We start from the raw sequence: 20,784 nt of genomic DNA on the forward strand, positions 1-20,784 counted from the left end.
GCCGCCGCTCCTCCGCGCCCGCCGGGCGGCCCGCTCAGCCGCCGGCGGACGACAGCCCGAGCTCCCGATCGCCCAGCGGCGCGAAGAACCGCTCCACATCCGCCGCCGTCACCTCCGAGAGCTCCGCCGGCGACCAGCGCGGCCGGCGGTCCTTGTCGATGACCTGCGCCCGCACCCCCTCGATCAGATCCGGTCCGCGGAAGGCGGCACAGGACACCCGGTACTCCTGGTCGAGCACCGCCTCCAGCGAACCGAGCGCCCGCGCCCGGCGCAGCGCGGCGAGAGTGACCTTCAGCGAGGTGGGCGACCTGCGGAGGATCGTCCCGGCGGCCTCCTTCGCCGCCGGATCGCCGCGGCCGAGCAGCCGGGCCACGATGTCCTCCACCGAATCCCCCGCACAGCACTCGTCGATCCACTCCCGGCGCGCGGCCAGTTCGCCCCCGGGTGCGACGGACGCGTACGCGCGCAGCGCCTCCCCGACCGTCCCGCCGGCGAGCGCCGAAGCGAACCCCGCCAGCCGCCCGGAGGGCACGAAGTGATCCGCGAGACCGCACAGCACGGCGTCGGCTGCGCCCACCGGCAGCCCCGTCAGCGCGAGGAGGGTGCCGAGTTCGCCCGGCGCCCGGGCCAGCAGATGCGTACCGCCGACGTCCGGGACGAAGCCGATACCGGTCTCCGGCATCGCGACGGACGAGCGCTCGGTGACGATCCGCACCGAGCCGTGTGCCGACACCCCCACACCGCCGCCCATCACGATGCCGTCCATCAGGGCCGCCCAGGGCTTGGGGAAGCGCGCGATCCGGGCATTGAGCCGGTACTCGTCCCGCCAGAAGGCCGGTGCGGCGTCACCGCCCGCGACGGCGTCCGCGTGAATGGCCCGGATGTCACCGCCCGCGCAGAGCCCCCGCTCGCCGGCGCCGGCGAGCACCACCACCCGTACCCGGTCGTCGTGCTCCCAGGCGGTGAGGGCCGCGTCGATCGTCCGGACCATCTCATGGGTGAGGGCGTTGAGCGCGCGCGGGCGGTTGAGCGTGATGTATCCGGCGTGCCCCCGGGTGCGCAGCAGGACGGAATCGGGTGCGTCGGTGGTCATCGGCGGTTCCTTCCCGGGTACGGATCTCTCCCGGCCCATCCTCGCGCACCGGCGCGTCGGGCCGCTTCGCGCAGGGATCGGCCGGGGCGGTGCCCCGCGGTGAACCGGTCCGCGGTGATCTTCGCCTTCGGTGGCGGAAGCAGCGGGATCGGCGCGAGAGCATCGCGTGGACCGGGCCGGGAATGCCCCGGGTGTGCCGCCGAGCCCGGTGCGGCCGGGCTTTATGGGACGGAAGTGAAAGCGCAATGGCCGGTGCCTTGATCAATTCGGCCGGGCCGCCGCGGGACACGCCTCGCGCTCTCCGGGCGGCGTGCCGAATTGCATGCCGGGATGTCACAGTGCATTTCCGGCCAGTTTTCATCAGAGAGTCGCCACTCGGTCAATACCGGGCACCGGTTGATCGCAATTGGCGTGAATGTTTCGCCAGTCGGAGTCTTCTGTGACCCGTTCGACCGGATCCCGCTGCCCCGGGCACCGGCGGCGGCCTCCCGTCAGCTGCCCTTCGCGGGATGTCCGGCCGAACTCCGCGTGTGCCATGGCCTGTTGAGGTTCCCCGGGCCGCCGGAGCTCCACCGCGGTACTTCGGTCGCAGGGCCGGTGCGCGGTCCTCCGGGTGGCGTCGGAACGCCTCCGGTTCCGTCGGCGCCCAAAGTCCCCGGGAACTCCCTGCGTCACAGGTCACAAGGTACTTCCGCGCCGTCAATTCACCTCTGTGAGGGGGGCGGTTGGTGAATCCGCTCCCAAAGCTTGAGCACAAGTTGCACACATTCCCTCTCCATACCCGCGCCGATGGTCTAGATTGACCGTGCTTCAGCTGTTCGGGCGTGAAGCGAACATTAATGATCTTCAAGTTCGGCGCCATCGAAAGTCAGTGACCGCCTCCCGGCGCATGCCGAGGGGGTGATCAATTCTCGGAGCCCCGGAGGGGGCCCCGGGTGCGGGGAGCATCCGGGGTATCAGCGGGTTCCCGCGCGCACGTCCAGAGGCCGGCAGGACATTCCCGTCCGCGCCGCCGCGGTGAGGTGTGTTCAAGCAGCGCCGGCGGATCGGCCTGCCCTGCGCGGTCGCCTCCGGGGCGGAACAGCGCGGCGCGGGAGGGCGGGGGCCTCCCGAGGGGAGCAACAGTGTTGGGCGAACACGTCGAACCGCTGGGGACCTGGGGGGTTCTGTGCAGCAGGGGGAGTTATACAACCCGTTTCCGTCGACACGCGGGCAGTTGGCGAACGGGACGATCGGCCGGCCCGCGACCGACTGGGAGGAGCGGTACCGCCGTACCGTGATCACCAGCGACATGGTGGCCACCGCCTTCGTGGTGGGGGCGATAGGCAGCTTCTTCGGAGCCCGGGACGCGGCCAACTGGCACGAGAAGTGGGGAATACTGGCCTTCGGCACCGAACTGCTGGTGCTGGGAGCGCTCGCGGTGAGCCGGTCGTGGGCCCCGGTCGTACTCGGCCAGGGCGCCGAGGAGTTCCGCCGGCTCGGACGCTCACTCTTCATGGCGGCCGTCGTCCTCGCGCTCGGCGGGATCGCCCTCACCTCGCGGAACATCAAACTCTGGATCTTCGTCGCCATCCCCGCCATCGCGCTCGTCACCATGACCGCGCGATATCTGCTCCGCCTCCGGCTGCACCGGCAGCGCAAGGACGGGGAGTGCCTGAGACCGGTGCTCGCCGCCGGGAGCCCGGCCACCGTGCGCGACCTCATCACCAGGGCCCGCAAATCCCCTCACCTCGGCTGGCGGGTGGACGCGGTGTGCACCACCGGCGGACCCGGACTCGACGGTGACCTGATGGACGGAGTGCCGGTGGTGGGCCGGCTGGCGGACGTCGCCAACCATGTCCGCCGCGACGGCTACCGCGTCGTCGCCGTCACCCCCGACCCGCACTGGTCACCGGACCGGCTCCAGCGGCTGGCCTGGAATCTGGAGGGCAGCGACGCCGAGATGGTCGTGGCCCCCGTACTGATGGAAGTCGCCGGACCGCGGCTGCACGTCGACGCGGTGCTCGGGATCCCGCTGCTGCGGGTCAGCATGCCGACCTTCAGCGGCGGCCGCCGGGTCGTCAAGGAGGTCGTCGACCGGATGGGCGCGGCGATCCTGCTGATGGTGTTCGCGCCGCTGATGGTGGTCACCGGACTGCTCGTGCTGATGGACAGCCGGGGCGGGGCGTTCTACCGCCAGCGCAGGGTCGGCAAGGACGGACGCGAGTTCACCATTCTCAAATTCCGCACCATGGTCACCGGGGCCGACCGGGCACGGGACGCGCTCGCCGACCGCAATGAGGGGGCCGGGCTGCTGTTCAAGCTCCGCCGCGATCCGCGGGTCACCCGGGTGGGAGCGGTGCTGCGCCGGTACTCCGTCGACGAACTCCCGCAGCTCTTCAATGTGCTCACCGGATCGATGTCGCTGGTCGGCCCGCGGCCCCCGCTGCCGGAGGAGTCCGCCGCGTACGACCCGGACATCCGGCGCCGGCTGCTGGTCAAGCCGGGACTCACCGGCCTGTGGCAGATCAGCGGACGCAGCGACCTGCCGTGGGAGGAGGCGGTGCGGCTGGACCTGCGGTACGTGGAGGACTGGTCGCTCGCCCTGGACACGGTGATTCTTTGGAAGACGCTGCGTGCGGTGGTCCACGGGCAGGGGGCCTACTGATGCGCGGGAACCGCCATCCGGCCGGTACACGGACCGCGGGCCGCGAGGGCCTGCCTGGGGGGAGGGACGGGTCATGAGGGTAAGCGTTTTCGGGCTCGGCTACGTGGGCTGTGTGTCGGCCGCGTGCCTGGCGAGCATGGGCCACGAGGTCATCGGCGTGGACGTGAACCAGGTGAAGGCGGACCTGGTCAACGACGGCAGGGCCCCGGTGGTCGAGGAACGGATCGGCGAGCTCATCGCCGACGTCGTGCGGACCGGGGCGTTACGCGCCACCGGCGACATCCGCGAGGCGATCATGAACAGTGAGGTGTCGCTGGTCTGTGTGGGCACGCCGTCGGAGCCCAACGGCAGTCTGTGCACCACCTATCTGGAGCGGGTCGCCGAGGAGATCGGCACCGTACTGGCCGAGCGGGGCGGGCGGGGCGGGCGGCACACCGTCGTCTTCCGCAGCACCATGCTCCCGGGCACCTGCCTCAAACTGCTGGTGCCGATCCTGGAGAAGTACGCCGGCGGCACCGCCGGGGTGGACTTCGGAGTCGCGGTCAATCCGGAGTTCCTGCGCGAGGGCACCAGTGTGCGGGACTTCTTCGACCCGCCCAAGACGGTCATCGGCGAACTCGACCCGGCCAGCGGCGATGCGGTGGCCGCGCTGTACGAGACGGTGCCCGGTGAGGTGTTCCGGGTGCCGGTCCCCACGGCCGAGGCGATCAAGTACGCGGACAACGCCTTCCACGGCCTCAAGATCGGCTTCGCGAACGAACTGGGCGCGGTGTACCAGGCGCTCGGGGTGGACTCGCACCAGGTGATGGATGTGTTCCTGGCGGACCGCAAACTCAACATCAGCCCCGCCTATCTGCGGCCCGGCTTCGCCTTCGGCGGCTCCTGCCTGCCCAAGGATCTGCGCAGCCTGGTCCACGCGGCACACCGGGCCGATGTCTCGGTACCCATCCTCGCCCATGTGCTCCCCTCCAACTCCGCGCATCTCCAGCGCGCGGTGGAGATGGTCGAGCGCACCGGCAAGCGCCGGGCCGGCCTCTTCGGACTGTCCTTCAAACCCGGCACCGACGACCTCCGCGAGAGCCCGCTCGTCGAGCTGGCGGAGCGGCTGCTGGGCAAGGGCTACGACCTGCGGATCTACGACGCCAATGTGAGCCTCTCCCGGCTGCTCGGCGCGAACCGCGAGTACATCGAGACCCGGCTCCCGCACCTCGCGCAGCTCCTCGCCGACTCCGTCGAAGAGGTGCTGGAACATGCCGAGGTGTGCCTCGTCGGCACCAGCGATCCGGATGTGCTGTCGGCGCTGCCGCACGGCGACGGGCCGGTGCTCATCGATCTCATCCGCCTCCCCGACGCCGATGCGCGCCGGGCCGAACCGGGGTACATGGGCCTTGCCTGGTGACGCGAGCGGCGCCGGCCGGCGTGCGCTGATTCTGGTGGAGAACCTCTCGGTGCCGTTCGACCGACGGGTGTGGCAGGAGTGCAGGACACTGCGCGACGCGGGCTGGGAGGTGCACGTCATCTGCCCGCAGGGGACCAAGCGGGACACCGAGCCGGAGGCCGAGATCGACGGGGTGCGGATCCACCGCTACCCGCTGCGCGCGGCCACCGGCGGGCCCGCCGGCTATCTCCGCGAGTACGGCACGGCGCTCTGGCACACCGCCCGGCTGGCCCGCAGGGTCGGCCCGGTCGATGTGGTCCATGCCTGCAACCCGCCCGACCTGCTGTTCCTGCCGGCCCTCTGGCTCAAGCGGCGCGGCGCGCGGTTCGTCTTCGACCAGCACGACCTGGTGCCCGAGCTGTACCTCTCCCGGTTCGACCGCGGCGAGGACCTGCTCTACCGCGCCGTGTGCGCGCTGGAACGGCTGACCTACCGGGCCTCGGACATCGTGCTCGCCACCAACGAGAGCTACCGGGACGTCGCGATCGGCCGCGGCGGCCGGAAGCCGGAGGACGTCTACGTGGTGCGCAGCGCACCCGAGACCGACCGCTTCCAGCCGGTGCTCGCCGAGCCGGAGCTGAAGCGCGGCAAGCCCCATCTGCTCTGCTACCTCGGTGTGATGGGCCCTCAGGACGGTGTCGACTACGCCCTGCGCGCCCTCGCGAAACTCCGCGACGAGCTCGGGCGGACCGACTGGCATGCGGTGTTCGTCGGCGCCGGGGACGCCTTCGACGCCATGGTCGCGCTCTCCCGGCGGCTCGGGCTCTCGGAGCAGGTGGAGTTCACCGGGCGAATACCCGATGCCGATCTGGTGCGCTATCTGTCCACCGCCGATGTGTGTCTCTCCCCCGACCCGCGCAATCCGCTCAATGACGTGTCAACCATGAACAAGGTCCTCGAGTACATGGCGATGGGCCGCCCGATCGTCTCCTTCGACCTCCGGGAGGCGCGGGTCTCCGCCGGGGACGCCGCCCTCTACGCGCCCGCCAACGACGAGGCCGAATTCGCCGGTCTCATCGCGCTGCTGCTGGACGATCCGGAGAGACGGGCCCGGATGGGCAGGACCGGCCGGGAGCGGATCACCGGCCGGCTCTCCTGGCCCAACTCCCAGGCGTCGCTGCTCGCCGCCTACGCCGCCGCCTGCCGCGGCCGCGCCCCGGTGGCGCCGGGCGGCCGGGCCCGGACGGGGAAGTGGCCGCGGCGTTGAGCGACGACACCATACGCCTGGTCACGATCGGGCGGATTCTCCGCCGGCGACGGCGGCTGCTCACCGTTCTCACCGTGGTCGGCGCGCTCGTCGGCTACGGCACCTCGGTCCTGTTCCCGCCGAGGTACACGGCCTCGGCGTCGGTACTGCTGCCGGGCCAGTGGGAGGAGCGCGAACTGCTGACCCAGGTGGAGATCGCGACCAGTTCGGCGGTGGTCGACCGCGCGACCGCCACACTCGGCTGGGCGGGCGCCGGGGAGCTGCGGGACCGGGTGAGCGCCAAGGCGGCCGACGGCAACATCATCACGATCTCGGGTACCGCCGACACCCCGGAACACGCACAGCAGCTCACCGACCGGGTGGCACGGCAGCTCGTCACCTTCACCGCGAGGATCGCGGGCGACAGCGACCGGACCGAGGCGGCCAAGGGGGCGGAGGCGCTGCGGAAGCGGATGGTGGAGACGGACCGCCGCATCACCGCCCTGTCGGACGCCGCCGATCCGGGCGGGACCGTGGAGAGCGTGCAGGCCCGCACCGGGCTCGCCAAACTCCGCACCGCGCTGGAGGAGGCCATGAAGAAGCTGGACCAGGCGGACCCGGCCTCCGGCAGGGCGGCGCTGGTCGTGATGGGCCCGGCGCCCCGCCCGGCCGGCGAGACACCGCCGACGAGGGTGCACCTCATCGCCGCCGGAGCGCTGCTGTTCTTCCTGCTCGCGGTCATCGGCCATCTCACCGCGGCACGGGTGCTTCGCCGGCCGCGCACCGGACCGGAGATCGCGGCGGCGCTGAGCTCGGTGCTGCTCGGCACCGTCGACGTACCCGGCGCACGGCGCCCGCACCGGCCCCGGGCCCGCGGCCCGCGGGCCCGGCTCCGCCGGCTGCTGGGCGTCGACACCCCGTGGGACACACCGCCCCCGCGGACATCCGGCGACGAGGCCGACCGGCGGATCCGCTACCGCCGGGTGTGCGCCCGCCTCCGGGACCGGGCACCGGCCCCCCGGCGGCTCCTGGTCATCGTGCCGGACGGCGACGAGACCGCGCGCCTGGCCGCCGGACAGCTCGTCGCCGAGGCCGGGAACAACCCCTCCCCGAACTCCTCGGGCCGGGGACACCCCGTCCTGCGGGTGGTGGAGGTCCCGGTGTCCCGGCCGATGGTGCCGGACCGCGACACCGAATCCGGCGCCGTGGTCGTGCTCAGCGCGGGCCACTGGACCGCGGGGGAGCTCGCCGGTGTCGCCGAGGCGTGCACGGACGCCGGGCACGAGGTCGTCGGCATCGTCGTCGCCGGCGCCGTCCGGGCCCGCCCGGCGCGGTCCGCCGGCCGTCCTGCGGAGAAGGCCACTCCGGTGCTCGCGGTTCGCGGCGCCGGGACGGGAGAGTCAGTGTGACAACGAGCACGACTGCGGAGTCATCGGCGGCCACGCCGCTGCTGGACCTGCAGGCACTGTTGGTGGCGGTGCGCAGGCGTCACCGCCTCTGGTCCGTCATGGCGCTGGTGGGGCTGCTGGCCGGCGCGGCGCTGGCGGTGCTGTTCCCGCCGCCGCCGAGCGCGATGACCAAGGTCCTCGTCGCGCACCGCGAGGACCAGCCGAACGACAGCGGAACCCTGATCCGCACCGACATCGCCCTGCTGGGGACCACACGGATCGCCGGCATGGCCCTGAAATCCCTCAAGTCCGCCGACGACCCCGAGGACTTCCTCCAGGAGTACCGGGGCACCGGCCTGACCAACAACCTGATGCAGATCGATGTGACGGCCGGCACCGAGGCGGAGGCGGTGGCCCGGGCCGGCGCGCTCGCCGACGCCTTCATCGCCGACCACGTCCGGCGGATGTGGGAATCCGCCCGGGCCGAGGCCAAGTCCCTGCTCGACCAGCGCGACCGCATGCGGGCCGAGCTCACCCGCGTCAACAAGGAGATCGGGAAGGGGACTCCGGAGAGCGATCCGAAGGAGTCGGCGAGCACCGAGTCGCTCTTCGCCCGCCGGGCCGAGCTCAATTCGCGGATCGCCGAATTCGACCAGCGTGCCGCGGAGGCGAGCACCGGCACACCCCAGGTCATCGCCGGCACCCAGATCGTGGACGCCCCCCGCGCGGTGCGCGGCTCACTGCCGAGGACCGCCGTCACCAACGCCGCGATCGGGCTGGTCCTCGGGCTGGTCCTCGGGCTCGCGGTGGCCGCGATCGGCACGGCGGTGGCCGACCGTCCCGTACTGCGCCGGGAGATCGCGGCCAATCTCGGCGCCTCGGTCATCGCCGAGCTCCGCCGCTCGCCGCACCGGTCGCCCGGGCTGTGGCAGCGCGGGTGCACCCGGGCGGCCCGCGAACGCCTCACCACGACCCTGGCGCGCACCGTGCGCGGTTCCGCGGAACCGGTGTCGCTGCTGGAACTGGGCTGTGCGCGCGGCGCGAGTGTGATCGCCCTGAACGTCGCCGGGGCGCTGGCGGCCGAGGGCCCGGTCACCGTCATCGACGGACTGCCCGGCCGGGAACTCACCAGGACGCGCCGGGAGCCGGGGGGCCCGGCCGTGATCACCGGCGACCACGCCGCGACCGCGCCGGCCCAGGGCCGCACACTCGGCGTCGGCTCGGTCGCGCCCGGCACGGCGTGGACGGACCTCCAGTACCTCGGCGGCCGGACCGTGCTCGTCGTACGGGCCGGACACGGCAGCGCCGCCTGGCTGCACACCGTGGCCCGGCAGCTCGCGGAGCAGCGGATCGCGGTGATCGGTGTGGTGCTGATCGACCCCGATCCGGGCGACCGGACCGACGGCACTCTCTGGGACGGCCTGCACACCGCGCTGCGCGCCCCCCACGAACGGCCGGCCCGCCAGCACGGCGCGGGCCAGCCGAGGGCGGACCGGCCCGCCCGGCAGCACGGCACCAGCCAGCTGCGGACGGAGCGGCCGTCGATACCGGCCGCCCTCGTACCGGACAGCGACCAGGAGGCACGGTAGAACATGTGTGGCATCGCAGGCACTTACCAGTGGCCGGACGGAAAGGCCGTGACCGACCGGCTCACCGATGTCCTCGCCCACCGGGGCCCGGACGGATCGGGCCGGTACAGCCACCCCGCCGGTGACGGTGAGGTGCACCTCGGGCACCGCCGGCTGGCCATCATCGACCTGTCCGAGACCGGCGCCCAGCCGATGGTCTCCGGCGGCCTCGCCCTCACGTACAACGGCGAGCTGTACAACGCGCCCGAACTCCGCGCAGAGCTGGCCGCCGCCGGGGTGCGCTTCCGGGGCACCTCCGACACCGAGGTGCTGCTGGAGGCGTGGCGCCGCTGGGGCACGGACTGTCTGCCCCGGCTGCGCGGCATGTTCGCCTTCGCGGTCTTCGACGAGCGGACCGGCGACCTGGTGCTCGCCCGGGACCAGCTCGGCGTCAAGCCGCTGTTCCTGCTCCGGCGCGGCACCGGCCTGATGTTCGCCTCCGAGCTCAAGGCGCTCGCCGCCGTGACCGGCGGATCGCTGGAGGTGGACCACGCGGCCCTGGTCGCCTCGCTGCTCTACTACTGGGTGCCGGACTCGCGCTGCGCGTACCGCGAGGCGGAGAAACTGCCCCCGGGGAGCTGGCTGCGGTGCCGGCCCGACGGCAGCGTCCAGCGCGGCCGGTACTGGAACCTCCGGGACGTCGCGGCCGAGGGCCGGGAGCGGGCCCGCGCCGGTGAGCGGCCGGACCTGGCCGCCGTCGTGGAGGAGTCCAACCGGCGCCATCTGCTCTCCGACGTGCCGGTGGCCACCTTCCTCTCCGGCGGTCTGGACTCCAGCTGGCTGACCGCGCTGGCCGCCCGCCACCGGCCCGGGATCTCCGCGTACACGATCGGATTCCGGGCCGAGGACGCCAGATTCGAGGCGATGCCGGACGATCTGCGCTACGCCCGGCAGGTGGCCGAGCGGTTCGGGGTCGATCTGCACGAGATCGAGATCGCGCCGGACGTGCTCGATCTGCTGCCCCGGATGACACACCATCTGGACGAGCCGATCGGCGACCCGGCCGCCATCAACACCTTTCTGATCTGCTCGGCCGCCCGGGAGGCCGGGGTCAAGGTGATGCTCTCGGGGATGGGCGCCGACGAGCTGTTCGCCGGATACCGCAAGCATGTCGCCAACCTGCTGGCACTGCGCTGGCAGCGCGTACCGCGCCCCCTGCGGCGCGGTGTCGTCGCGGCGGTGGACCGGCTGCCGGTCGCCACCTCCCGCCGGGGATACCGGTCGGTGCGCTTCGCCAAGCGGTTCCTCTCCTTCGCCGAACTGCCGGAGGAGACCGCGTTCCGCCGCAGCTACACCATGTACGACCGGGGCGAGCTGCTGGGCCTGATCAATCCGGATCTGGCCGGGACGGTCGACGACGTACTGGACGAGCATGCGGACATCTACCGGGACAACGACCTCGACGACTTCGTCAACCGCATGTGCCTGGGTGACGCCCGGATGTTCCTGCCGGGCCTGAACCTCGCCTACACGGACCGGTCGAGCATGGCCGCGTCGACCGAGGTGCGGGTGCCGTATGTGGATGTCGAGGTGGTCAGGGCGGCGTTCACCGTGCCCGGCGACCGCAAGATCGTCGGACGGCAGGGCAAGGCCGCGCTCAAGGAGGCGGCCACCTCGATCCTGCCCCGGGAGATCGTCTACCGGCCCAAGGGCCTCTTCAGCGCCCCGCTGCGGGCCTGGATGAGCCGGGATCTGGCACCGCTGCTGCGCGAGGTGGTCAACGACGGAGTGCTCGTGCGCTCCGGATTCCTGCGCCGTGAGGCGCTGGAGCGGCTCGTCGCCGAGGACGCCGCCGGGCACCGGGACCACTCCAAGCATCTGTGGCATGTGCTGACTCTCGAGTACTGGTATCGCGGCGCCACCTCCGGCTCCGGCCGGAGCCGGGCGGCCTGACAGCGTGGAAACAATGAGGAGCTCGGGTTGAAACAGGTTGTGCAGAACTACAAGAGCGGTGAACTGGCGCTGCTCGACGTGCCGGTGCCGGGGTGCAAGCCGGACGGTGTGCTGGTCCGCACCGCCTACTCGCTGATCTCCACCGGGACCGAGCTCATGAAGGTCTCCGAGGCCGGCATGTCGATGCTGGGCAAGGCCCGTTCGCGGCCGGACCAGGTGGCCAAGGTCATGCAGAGCGTGGCCACCAACGGCGTCCCCGCCACCTACCGCAAGGTGATGGGCAAGCTCGACTCCTACACACCGCTGGGCTATTCGCTCTGCGGGGTGGTCGAGCGGGTCGGTACCGGAATCGACGATGTGAAGGCCGGCGACCTGGTGGCCTGCGCCGGCAATGAGCATGCGCTCCACGCCGAGCTGAACTGGGTGCCGAAGAACCTCTACACACCGGTGCCGGACGGTCTCGCCCCCCGGCACGCGGCCTTCGGCACCGTCGGGTCGATCGCGCTTCAGGGCGTGCGCCGCGGCGAGTCACAGCTCGGGGACGTGGCCCTGGTCATCGGTCTCGGACTGATCGGGCAGCTGGTGGTGCAGCTGCTGGCCGCCTCGGGAGTCACCGTCGTCGGTGCCGACCCCGACCCGGCCCGCTGCGAGCTCGCGGCCCGTCTGGGCGCCGCGGCCTGCGGCGACCCCGCGTCCGCCGCCGTGGAGGCCGCCGTCGCCGAGCTCACCGGCGGCCACGGCGTGGACCAGGTGTATCTGGCCGCCGGCGGCGGCAGCAATCAGCCCGTCGAGCTGGCCGCCCGGCTGAGCCGCGACCGCGGCCGGGTCGTCGACATCGGCAAGTGCCGCCTGGACCTGCCGTGGAACGCGTACTACATGAAGGAGCTCGACGTCCGGTTCTCCCGCTCGTACGGCCCCGGGCGCTACGACCCGGCGTACGAGCTGGAGGGGAGGGACTACCCGATCGGCTATGTGCGCTGGACCGAGCGCCGCAATCTGGCCTGCTTCCTCGGACTCCTCGCGGCCGGCCGGGTCGACGTGGAGCCGCTGATCTCCCACATCGCCGACTTCGACGACGCCGTGGAGACCTACCAGCGCCTGAAGGACGGGGACCTGAAGGCCGTGGCGGTGCTGTTCCGGTACCCGGAACAGCAGGAGGAGACGCGGGCCCCGGCGGTGACCGTGCCCGAGGTGCGGCGCGGCGGCGGGGCGTCCGGCCCGGCCCGGCCCGCCGGTGCGCCGGTGCGGCTCGCCTTCATCGGCGCGGGGAACTACGCGACCTCGATGCTGCTGCCGCATCTGGCCCGGCGCGACGGCGTCGAGCTCTCCTCGGTCGTCACCACGACCGCGCTCTCCGCGGTCAACGCCCGGCGGAAGTTCGGCTTCGCGGAGGCGACCACCGATCTCGACGCGGTGCTCGGCGACCCCGCCGTCGACGCGGTGTTCGTCGTCACCCGGCACAGCTCGCATGCCGAACTGACCCGCAGGGCGCTGCTGGCCGGCAAGACGGTCTTCGTGGAGAAGCCGCTGGCGCTCACCGGGGACGAGCTGGCCGGAGTGCTCGCGGCGGTGGAGGAGTCCGGCAACGACCGGATCCAGGTCGGCTTCAACCGCCGGTTCGCACCGCTGCTGGTGGAGGCGGACAAGCGGTTCGGCGCCCGCACCGGCCCGGCGAGCCTGCGCTATCTCATCAACGCCGGCCGGCTGGACCGGGGCAGCTGGTACCTCCGGCAGGACACCGAGGGCACCCGCTTCGAGGGCGAGGGCGGGCACTTCATCGACACGGCGAGCCGGCTGCTCGGGGCCGATCCGGTCTCGGTGTACGCGGTCGCCACCCCCGGCAACGACGACCTCCAGATCGTCCTCGGCTACCCGGACGGCTCCACCGCGACCATCAGCTATGTCACCACCGGATCGAGCGGCTTCCCCAAGGAGACGCTGGACCTGATCGCGGACGGCAAGGTGCTGCGGCTCGACGACTTCGTCCGCGCCTCGGTCCACGGCCCCGCGAAGTGGAGCAGCCCGCGGCTCTCCCGCGCCCGGGACAAGGGCCAGCGCGCCGAACTGGACGCCTTCCTGGGCGCCGTGCGGACCGGCGGCCCGATGCCGGTGCCGCTGGAGTCGCTGGTCGCCACCACGGCGGCCACCCTCGCGGTGCGGACCGGCCTGGCCGGCGGCGCGCCGGTGACGCTGGCGGGGCCGCGATGACCGGGACCACGTCTCCGGGCTGGTATCTGCGGCGGCTGTCCCGGATGGGACCTCGGGAGATCGGCGGCCGGGTGGGCGACACCGTGCGCAGGCGCCGGTGGCGTGCGGCGCCGCCGGACCGCCCGCGTGTCACCGGTGCCCGGTTCACCGCCGTCCTGCCCCCCGCCGCCCTCGCCGCGGTGCCGGGGGACGCCGCGAAACTCCTCGTCGCCGAGGCGGACCGGCTGATGGCCGGGCACGGCCGGTTCTTCGGGGTGGACCGCGACGACCTGGCCGACCCGGACTGGTGGTACGACCCGAAGACCGGCCGCCGGGCCCCGGACGGCTACGCCTTCGACGTGCCGTACCGGAGCGAGGGCGCGGTCGGGGACATCAAGCAGATCTGGGAGCCGTCCCGGCACCAGTACCTCACCGTGCTCGCCGCCGCCCACGCGGTCACGGGCGACGACCGGTACGCCGAGCGGGTCGCCGGTCATCTGCGCTCGTGGTGGGCGGCCAACCCGCCGCTGCGCGGTGTGCACTGGATCAGCGGGATCGAGCTGGGCATCCGGCTGCTCTCCTGGGTGTGGATCCGCCGGCTGCTCGACGGCTGGCCGGGCGCGGCCGGGCTGTTCGAGGAGAACCCGGTGGCGCTCGACCAGATCTGGCACCACCAGCGCTGGCTGGCCGCCTTCCCCAGCCGGGGCTCGTCGGCGAACAACCACATCGTCGCCGAGGCCGCCGGGCAGTTCGCCGCGGCCTGCGCCTTCGGATGGTTCCCCTCGTCGGCCCGCTGGCGGGCCGACGCGCTGCGGTCGCTGGACCGCCGGCTGCGGTCCAACACCTTCGGCTCCGGCCTCAACCGCGAGCTGGCCACCGAGTACCACGGGCTCGTACTGGAGCTCGGCCTGGCCGCACTGGCGGAGGCGGACGCCGCCGGAGTGCCGGTCCCGGCCTCCCTCCGGCTGGTGCTGCTGCGCATGACCGACGCGCTCGCCGCCGTCGTGGACGGCCGGCTGCGGCCACCGCGCCAGGGCGACGCGGACGACGGACACGGCCTGGTCGTGGACGGCGCGGGCACCGACCGCTGGGCCTCGCTGCTGGCCACCGGGGACGCCGTGTTCGGCCGGCTCGACTGGTGGCCCGAGGTCACCCCCGCCGATGTGCGCACCCCGCTGCTGGCCGCGCTCATCGGGCCCGCGGCACCGGCCGCGGCCCGCCCGGCGAGGCGCCCGGCCCACTTCGCCGACGCGGGACTCACCATCCTGCGCGGCCCGGACGGGATCTGGTGCCGCTGCGACGGCGGCCCGCACGGCTTCCTCTCCATCGCCGCGCACGCCCACGCCGACGCGCTCTCCGTGGAGGTCCGGCACGACGGGGTCGATGTCCTCGCCGACCCGGGCACCTTCTGCTACCACGGCCAGCCCGAGTGGCGGACGTACTTCCGGTCCACCCTCGGCCACAACACCCTGGAACTCGACGGCGGTGACCAGTCCGTCTCCGGCGGCCCCTTCCTGTGGACCCGGCATGCCCGCAGCCGCGTCCTGACCGCGGACACCTCCGGCGCGGACGCGGCCCGCTGGTCCGCCGAGCACGACGGATACCGGGGCTCCGTGCACCGCCGCCGGGTGGAGCTGACCGCGGCCACCCGGGAGCTGCGGGTGACCGACGAGGTGCGCGGCCCGCGCCGGGCCGCTCGGCTGGCCTTCCACCTCGGTCCCGCGGTCTCCGCGGAGCTGGCGGGCCATCGCGCGCGGCTCACCTGGACCCGGGACGGCGAGGACCGCTCCGCGGTGCTCGACCTCCCCGGCGAGCTGGAGTGGCGGGCCCACCGCGGCGAGACGGGCCCGCCGCTGGGCTGGTACTCCGCCGGCTTCGGGCGCAAAGAGGCGGCCACGACCCTTGTCGGCACCGGATTCACCGACGGGGCGCGGGAGTTCACCACCGTGCTCGCGTTCCACGGCTGAGGAGGAGGTGTGGGGATCGAGCTCGGACCACGGACCCCCGGCGCCCGCGCCCCGGGCCCGCCGCGCGTGGCCCGGCGGCGGGAGACGGGGCGGTGGCCGCGATGAGCGGGGAACCGGGGCACGGAGCGCCGACGGCGCCGGCGGACAGGGCGGGCACGTCCGCCGCCGGCACCCCGAGGACGGCCGGGATCGTCTGGGGACTGCTGATCCTCAACACCCTCGGCTCCGCCGGGGCGAAGACCATCATCACGCTGCCCCGCTCCCTCATGCAGATGATCACCATGGGCGCGCTGGTCGCCGCGTTCGCGCTGGCTCTCGCGCTCAACCTCCGGCTGCGCATCCGTCCCAGCGCCTTCGTCTTCCTGCTCACCCTGCTGCTGGTGCCGAGTGTGATCTCCAGCGCGATCCTGGAGTCCGGCTTCGGCGCGATCTTCCGCTGTGCCCGGCTGACTCTCTTCGTCAGCACCCTGTGGCTGCTCAGCCGCTGGTGGGACGGGAGCCCGACCTTCGTCCGGCACCACATCCGGCTGTACTTCGCGGTGCTCGCCACCGCCGCCGCCGGGCTGGTCATCTCGCCGGGCGCGGCCATGCCCGAGCTCTACGGCGGGCGGCTGGTCGGCGCGCTGTGGCCGCTCACCCCGCCGCAGATCGGCCAGTACTCCGCGGTGATCATCGGGCTCACCGTGCTGCTCCTGATCGGCCGCCGCACCGACCGGACCAGCGCGGCGGTGATCATCGTGCCGTCACTCGTCCTGCTCGCGATGACCCATACCCGGACCGCCACGGTGGGCATGCTCATCGGGCTGGCGCTGGCGATCGGCTCGCTCGTCATGACCAGCGCAGCCGCCCGCCGGTTCTTCGCCTGGGCGGTGCTGTGCGCGGCGGTGGCCGCCGTCGGTTTCGCCTCCGCGGTCCAGGCGTGGTTCCTGCGCGGCCAGAGCCGGGAGCACTTCTCCAGCCTCACCGGCCGGGCCAAGGTCTGGGACGCCCTGCTGGCGGAGCCCCGGACGACCGCGGAGAAGCTGTTCGGCGTGGGCCTGGGCGACAAGTCCTTCGGCGGACTGCCGATCGACAACAGCTGGCTCGCCGTCTATCTGGAACAGGGACTGATCGGCCTCGCCCTGGTGGCCGCGATGGTCATCGTGCTCGGCGGCGTCGCGCTGCTGCGCCCGCCGTCGCTGCCGAGGGCCTGCGCGATCTTCCTGATCAGCTACTGCGCGATCTCCTCCTACACCGAGGCGGGCCTCGGCGACGCCTCGCCGTATCTGCTCCATCTGGCGCTGGCCGCCTCGCTGCTGGCGGCACCCGCCGCGGCCACGCCCCTTCCGAAGCCCGAAGCCCCTCGACGACGTGTCCCGGGATGGCCCCGGGACCGGAGGTGACCGCACACATGCACGTCCTCGTGGTGCACAATCGCTACTCCTCGGCTCAGCCGAGCGGAGAGAACATGGTCGTCGACCAGGAGGTGGAGCTGCTGCGGGCGGCCGGCCACCGGGTCGGGCTGTTCGAGCGGCGCAGTGACGACATCGCCGCCCGTTCCCTGCCGGGCAAGGTCGCGGTGCCGCTCCTCGTACCGTGGAATCCGTCGGTCCGCAAGGAACTCGCCGCCCTGCTCCGCACCGAGCGGCCCGATGTGGTGCACGTCCACAATGTCTTCCCGCTGCTGTCGCCCGCGGTGCTGGCCGGCTGCGCCGACGCCGGTGTGCCCGTCGTGGCCACGCTGCACAACTACACCCAGGTCTGCCCGCCCGGCACACTGCACCGGGACGGCCGGGAGTGCACCGAGTGCGTGGGATCCCCCGCTTCGCTGCCCGCCATCCGGCACGGCTGCTACCGCGGCTCCCGGCCGGCGACGGTGCCGCTCGCGGTGAGTCTTCTCGTCAACCGGCGGCGCTGGTGGTCCGGTGTGGAGCGGTTCTTCTGCATCTCCGCCGCCCAGCGCGACATCCTGGTGCGGTCCGGCATGCCGCCCGAGCGGCTGGCGGTGAAACACAACTTCGTGCCCGATCACGGCGCCCGCCGCGAGGGCGACGGTGAACAACTGCTCTTCCTCGGCCGCCTCGCGGAGGCCAAGGGAGTGGGGCAGCTCATGGCCGCCTGGGACGAGATCGCCGCGGCCGGCGGTGTGGGTGTGCCGCTGGTGATCGCCGGCGCCGGGCCGCTGGAGCGCGAGGTGAGCGCCTGGGCGGCGGGCCGGGACGATGTGCGCTACGCCGGTCTGTACGACCCGCGGGAGTGCCGGCGGGCCATCGCGCGCTCGGTCGCCGTGGTGGCTCCCTCGACGGCACTGGAGACCTTCGGCCTGGTGGTCGCCGAGGCGATGGCGGCCGGGGTGCCGGCCGTCGCGGCCGGCCACGGCGCCTTCACCGAACTCATCGAGGACGGGGTGACCGGGCTGCTGCACCGGCCGGGCGACATCGGCTCGCTCGCGGACCGCCTGCGCCTGATCACGGCCGGCCGGTCCCGCAATCGGGAGATGGGCCGGGCGGCCCGGATCCGTTACGAACAGGGTTTCAGCCCGGAAGTCGGGCTGGAGCGCCTGGTGGAGGGGTACCGCGCCGTGATCGCGGCGCGGTCCGGCGGCGGGGAGAGCCCGTCGCCAACAGGGGACGGAAACACAGGCCCGCGGCGGGACACCCGCGCGGGCAGGGATGGGGGCAGTAGATGACACGATGCCGACTCTGCGGCTCGGCGGCGCTGACCAGCGTCGTCGACCTGGGAGCCACTCCGCCGTGCGAGAGCTTCCTCGCCGCGGACCAACTGGACCTGCCGGAACCGGCCTACCCGCTGCATCTGCGCGTCTGCGGCGAATGCTGGCTCGCGCAGATCCCTCCGCTGATCACCCCGGAGGAGACCTTCACGCAGTACGCGTACTTCTCCTCCTACTCGACCTCCTGGGTCGAGCATGCGCGCACCTTCGTCGCCGACGCCGTCGAACGCCTGGACCTCGGCCCCGACTCCTTTGTGACCGAGGTCGCGAGCAACGACGGCTATCTGCTGAAGCACCTCGTGGACCGGGGGATCCGCTGCCTCGGCATCGAGCCGTCGGTGAATGTCGGCGCCGCCGCGCGGGAGGCGGGCGTTCCCACACTGACGGAGTTCCTGGACCCGGCCACCGGCTCGGCCGTCCGCGCCGAGCACGGCCCGGCGGATCTGGTCGTGGCCAACAATGTGTACGCGCACATCCCCGACGTGACCGGGTTCACCCGGGGGCTGCGCGCCCTGGTCGCCGACGACGGCTGGGTCTCCATCGAGGTGCAGCATCTGCTGACCCTGATCGAGGAGAACCAGTACGACACGATCTACCACGAGCACTTCCAGTACTACACGGTCGCCTCCGCGGCCCGGGCGCTGGCCGGCGGCGGACTCACCCTGGTGGACGTCGAACTGCTGCCCACCCACGGCGGTTCCATCCGGCTGTGGGCCCGCCCGGCCGAGGCGGCCGGCGAGCCGGCCCGGCGGGTGGCCGAGGTGCTGGACCGGGAGAAGGCCGCGGGCCTCCAGGAGCTCTCCGGCTACACCCAGTTCTCCGCCCGGGTGGCCAAGGTGCGCCGGGACCTGCTGCGGTTCCTCGTCGAGGCGGCCGACCGAGGCGAGACCGTCGTCGGCTACGGCGCGCCGGGCAAGGGCAACACCCTGCTCAACCACTGCGGCATCCGGCCCGACCTGCTCCCGTACACGGTCGACCGCAACCCCTACAAGCACGGCAGATTCACCCCCGGCACCCGCATCCCGATTCTCCCTCCCGAGCGGATAGCCGCCGACCGGCCGGACTACGTCCTCGTCCTGCCCTGGAATCTGCGGGCCGAGCTGGTCGAGCAGCTGGCCTTCGTCCACGAGTGGGGCGGCCGGCTGGTCTTCCCCATCCCGGAACTCAGCATCGTCGAGGTCGCGTCGTGAAAGAGGTCACAGCATGAAGGTCGTCCTGTTCTGCGGCGGCTACGGACTGCGCATGCGCAGCGGAGCGGCCGACGACATACCCAAGCCCATGGCCATGGTCGGCTCGCGGCCGCTGATCTGGCACGTCATGCGCTATTACGCGCACTTCGGGCACAAGGAGTTCATCCTGTGCCTCGGCTACGGCGCCCATCACATCAAGGACTATTTCCTCCACTACGAGGAGACGACCTCCAACGACTTCGTGCTCGCCAACGGCCGCACGGAGCTGCTCTCCACCGACATCGCCGACTGGACGATCACCTTTGTGCAGACCGGTATCGAGTCACCGATCGGGGAGCGGCTGCGCCGGGTGCGCCGGCATCTGGACGGCGACGAGATGTTCCTCGCCAACTACGCCGATGTGCTCACCGACGCCCCGCTGCCGGAGATGATCGAACAGTTCTCCCGGCGCGACGCCGGCGCCTCGATGATGGTGGTGCCGCCGCAGTCCTCGTTCCACTGTGTGGACCTGGGCGAGGACGGTCTGGTGGGAGGCATCACCCCGGTGAGCGAACTGCCGCTGTGGGAGAACGGCGGCTACTTCGTGCTCCGCCAGGAGGTCTTCGACCACATCCCGGAGAACGGCGATCTGGTCGCCGACGGATGCCATCAACTGGCCAAGCGCGGACGGCTGGTGGCACACCGTCACCGAGGCTTCTGGAAGCCGACCGACACGGTGAAGGAGCGGGCCGCGCTCGACGCCGCCTATGCCCGGGGCGACCGCCCCTGGGCCGTGTGGGAACGGCACGGCGCCGGGGCGGGGGCCGCGTGATCCGGCTCGGGACGGGACCGCTGGAGCGGATCGCCGCGGTGGGCGCGCACTGCGACGACATCGCCATCGGCGCCGGCGGCACCCTGCTGACGATGTGCCGCGCACGGCCCGGTCTCCGGGTCGACGCGCTGGTGCTCTCCGGCGGGGGCGGCGAGCGGGAGCGGGAGGAGCGGGCCGCGCTCAGCGCCTTCTGTCCGGGCGCCGATCTGCGGCTGACCGTGCTCAAACTCCCCGACGGCCGGCTGCCGGCCCGGTGGGAGGAGGCCAAGGACGCGGTCGAGGAACTGCGCACGCGGACCGATCCGGATCTCGTACTGGCCCCGCGCACCGACGACGCGCACCAGGACCACCGGGGGCTGGCGAAGCTGGTGACCACCGCGTTCCGCGACCATCTCGTGCTCGGCTACGAGATCGTCAAGTGGGACGGCGATCTCGGCCGTCCGTCGGCGTATCAGCCGCTCTCGCCCGGGACCGCCGAGGACAAGGTGCGGCTGCTCCAGGAGCACTATCCCTCGCAGCGGCACCGGCCCTGGTACGACCGCGAGGCGTTCCTCGGCCTCGCGCGGATCCGCGGCATCGAATGCCAGGAGCGCTACGCCGAGGCGTTCGCCGTCACCAAACTAACTCTCGACCTGGGGGAATGAAC

14 protein-coding genes are annotated in these 20,784 nt (G+C 72.5%); 13 read left to right on the top strand and 1 reads right to left on the bottom strand.

Annotated elements, in window-relative coordinates; all coding sequences use genetic code 11:
• Positions 1–34: 34 nt before the first annotated feature.
• Positions 35–1,093: an enoyl-CoA hydratase/isomerase family protein gene (locus AAFN69_RS29085; protein ID WP_347731842.1), complete on the bottom strand. Its 1,059-nt coding sequence runs from the start codon at positions 1,091–1,093 to the stop codon at positions 35–37.
• A 1,168-nt stretch (positions 1,094–2,261) separates the two neighbouring features.
• Between AAFN69_RS29085 and AAFN69_RS29090 the strand changes: the two genes are divergently transcribed.
• From AAFN69_RS29090 to AAFN69_RS29150, 13 genes are all read left to right on the top strand, one after another.
• Positions 2,262–3,740, top strand: a complete 1,479-nt coding sequence (locus AAFN69_RS29090; RefSeq protein ID WP_347731843.1) for a sugar transferase — start codon at positions 2,262–2,264, stop codon at positions 3,738–3,740.
• A 73-nt stretch (positions 3,741–3,813) separates the two neighbouring features.
• Positions 3,814–5,139: a nucleotide sugar dehydrogenase gene (locus AAFN69_RS29095; protein ID WP_347731844.1), complete on the top strand. Its 1,326-nt coding sequence runs from the start codon at positions 3,814–3,816 to the stop codon at positions 5,137–5,139.
• Positions 5,096–6,385, top strand: a complete 1,290-nt coding sequence (locus AAFN69_RS29100) for a glycosyltransferase family 4 protein (RefSeq protein ID WP_347731845.1) — start codon at positions 5,096–5,098, stop codon at positions 6,383–6,385. Before AAFN69_RS29095 ends, AAFN69_RS29100 begins: the two co-directional genes overlap by 44 nt.
• Entirely contained in the window at positions 6,382–7,773 is a 1,392-nt protein-coding gene (locus AAFN69_RS29105) for a Wzz/FepE/Etk N-terminal domain-containing protein (protein ID WP_347731846.1), read from the top strand. Before AAFN69_RS29100 ends, AAFN69_RS29105 begins: the two co-directional genes overlap by 4 nt.
• Positions 7,770–9,341, top strand: coding sequence for a Wzz/FepE/Etk N-terminal domain-containing protein (locus tag AAFN69_RS29110; RefSeq protein WP_347731847.1), 1,572 nt, complete (start codon positions 7,770–7,772; stop codon positions 9,339–9,341). Before AAFN69_RS29105 ends, AAFN69_RS29110 begins: the two co-directional genes overlap by 4 nt.
• A 3-nt stretch (positions 9,342–9,344) precedes the next feature.
• Positions 9,345–11,273 carry an asparagine synthase (glutamine-hydrolyzing) gene (asnB, locus tag AAFN69_RS29115; RefSeq protein ID WP_347731848.1) on the top strand — a complete coding sequence of 643 codons (1,929 nt, stop codon included), beginning with the start codon at positions 9,345–9,347 and terminating at the stop codon, positions 11,271–11,273.
• 27 nt (positions 11,274–11,300) lie between these two features.
• The gene (locus tag AAFN69_RS29120) at positions 11,301–13,481 is read left to right on the top strand and encodes a bi-domain-containing oxidoreductase (protein ID WP_347731849.1); all 2,181 of its coding nucleotides are present in this window, start codon (positions 11,301–11,303) and stop codon (positions 13,479–13,481) included.
• Entirely contained in the window at positions 13,478–15,427 is a 1,950-nt protein-coding gene (locus AAFN69_RS29125) for an alginate lyase family protein (RefSeq protein WP_347731850.1), read from the top strand. The genes AAFN69_RS29120 and AAFN69_RS29125 overlap by 4 nt, the downstream gene beginning before the upstream one ends.
• 101 nt (positions 15,428–15,528) lie before the next feature.
• Positions 15,529–16,809: an O-antigen ligase domain-containing protein gene (locus tag AAFN69_RS29130; RefSeq protein WP_347731851.1), complete on the top strand. Its 1,281-nt coding sequence runs from the start codon at positions 15,529–15,531 to the stop codon at positions 16,807–16,809.
• 8 nt (positions 16,810–16,817) lie between these two features.
• Entirely contained in the window at positions 16,818–18,095 is a 1,278-nt protein-coding gene (locus tag AAFN69_RS29135) for a glycosyltransferase (RefSeq protein ID WP_347731852.1), read from the top strand.
• On the top strand, positions 18,092–19,327 hold the full coding sequence (locus AAFN69_RS29140; RefSeq protein ID WP_347731853.1) for a class I SAM-dependent methyltransferase: 1,236 nt from the start codon (positions 18,092–18,094) through the stop codon (positions 19,325–19,327). The genes AAFN69_RS29135 and AAFN69_RS29140 overlap by 4 nt, the downstream gene beginning before the upstream one ends.
• A gap of 13 nt (positions 19,328–19,340) precedes the next feature.
• Positions 19,341–20,138, top strand: coding sequence for a glucose-1-phosphate cytidylyltransferase (locus tag AAFN69_RS29145; RefSeq protein WP_347731854.1), 798 nt, complete (start codon positions 19,341–19,343; stop codon positions 20,136–20,138).
• Complete coding sequence (locus AAFN69_RS29150; protein ID WP_347731855.1) at positions 20,135–20,782, top strand: PIG-L family deacetylase; 648 nt, start codon at positions 20,135–20,137, stop codon at positions 20,780–20,782. The genes AAFN69_RS29145 and AAFN69_RS29150 overlap by 4 nt, the downstream gene beginning before the upstream one ends.
• Positions 20,783–20,784: the final 2 nt, after the last annotated feature.

Source organism: Streptomyces sp. CAU 1734 (assembly GCF_039888735.1).
GTDB lineage: Bacteria > Actinomycetota > Actinomycetes > Streptomycetales > Streptomycetaceae > Streptomyces.

Excerpts from the sequence above, each read along its gene's own strand:
- AAFN69_RS29125 (WP_347731850.1), top strand. The coding sequence starts at position 13,478 with ATGACCGGGACCACGTCTCCGGGCTGGTATCTGCGGCGGCTGTCCCGG.
- asnB (WP_347731848.1), top strand. The coding sequence starts at position 9,345 with ATGTGTGGCATCGCAGGCACTTACCAGTGGCCGGACGGAAAGGCCGTG.
- AAFN69_RS29135 (WP_347731852.1), top strand. The coding sequence starts at position 16,818 with ATGCACGTCCTCGTGGTGCACAATCGCTACTCCTCGGCTCAGCCGAGC.
- AAFN69_RS29140 (WP_347731853.1), top strand. The coding sequence starts at position 18,092 with ATGACACGATGCCGACTCTGCGGCTCGGCGGCGCTGACCAGCGTCGTC.
- AAFN69_RS29130 (WP_347731851.1), top strand. The coding sequence starts at position 15,529 with ATGAGCGGGGAACCGGGGCACGGAGCGCCGACGGCGCCGGCGGACAGG.
- AAFN69_RS29085 (WP_347731842.1), bottom strand. The coding sequence starts at position 1,093 with ATGACCACCGACGCACCCGATTCCGTCCTGCTGCGCACCCGGGGGCAC.
- AAFN69_RS29095 (WP_347731844.1), top strand. The coding sequence starts at position 3,814 with ATGAGGGTAAGCGTTTTCGGGCTCGGCTACGTGGGCTGTGTGTCGGCC.
- AAFN69_RS29100 (WP_347731845.1), top strand. The coding sequence starts at position 5,096 with ATGCGCGCCGGGCCGAACCGGGGTACATGGGCCTTGCCTGGTGACGCG.
- AAFN69_RS29145 (WP_347731854.1), top strand. The coding sequence starts at position 19,341 with ATGAAGGTCGTCCTGTTCTGCGGCGGCTACGGACTGCGCATGCGCAGC.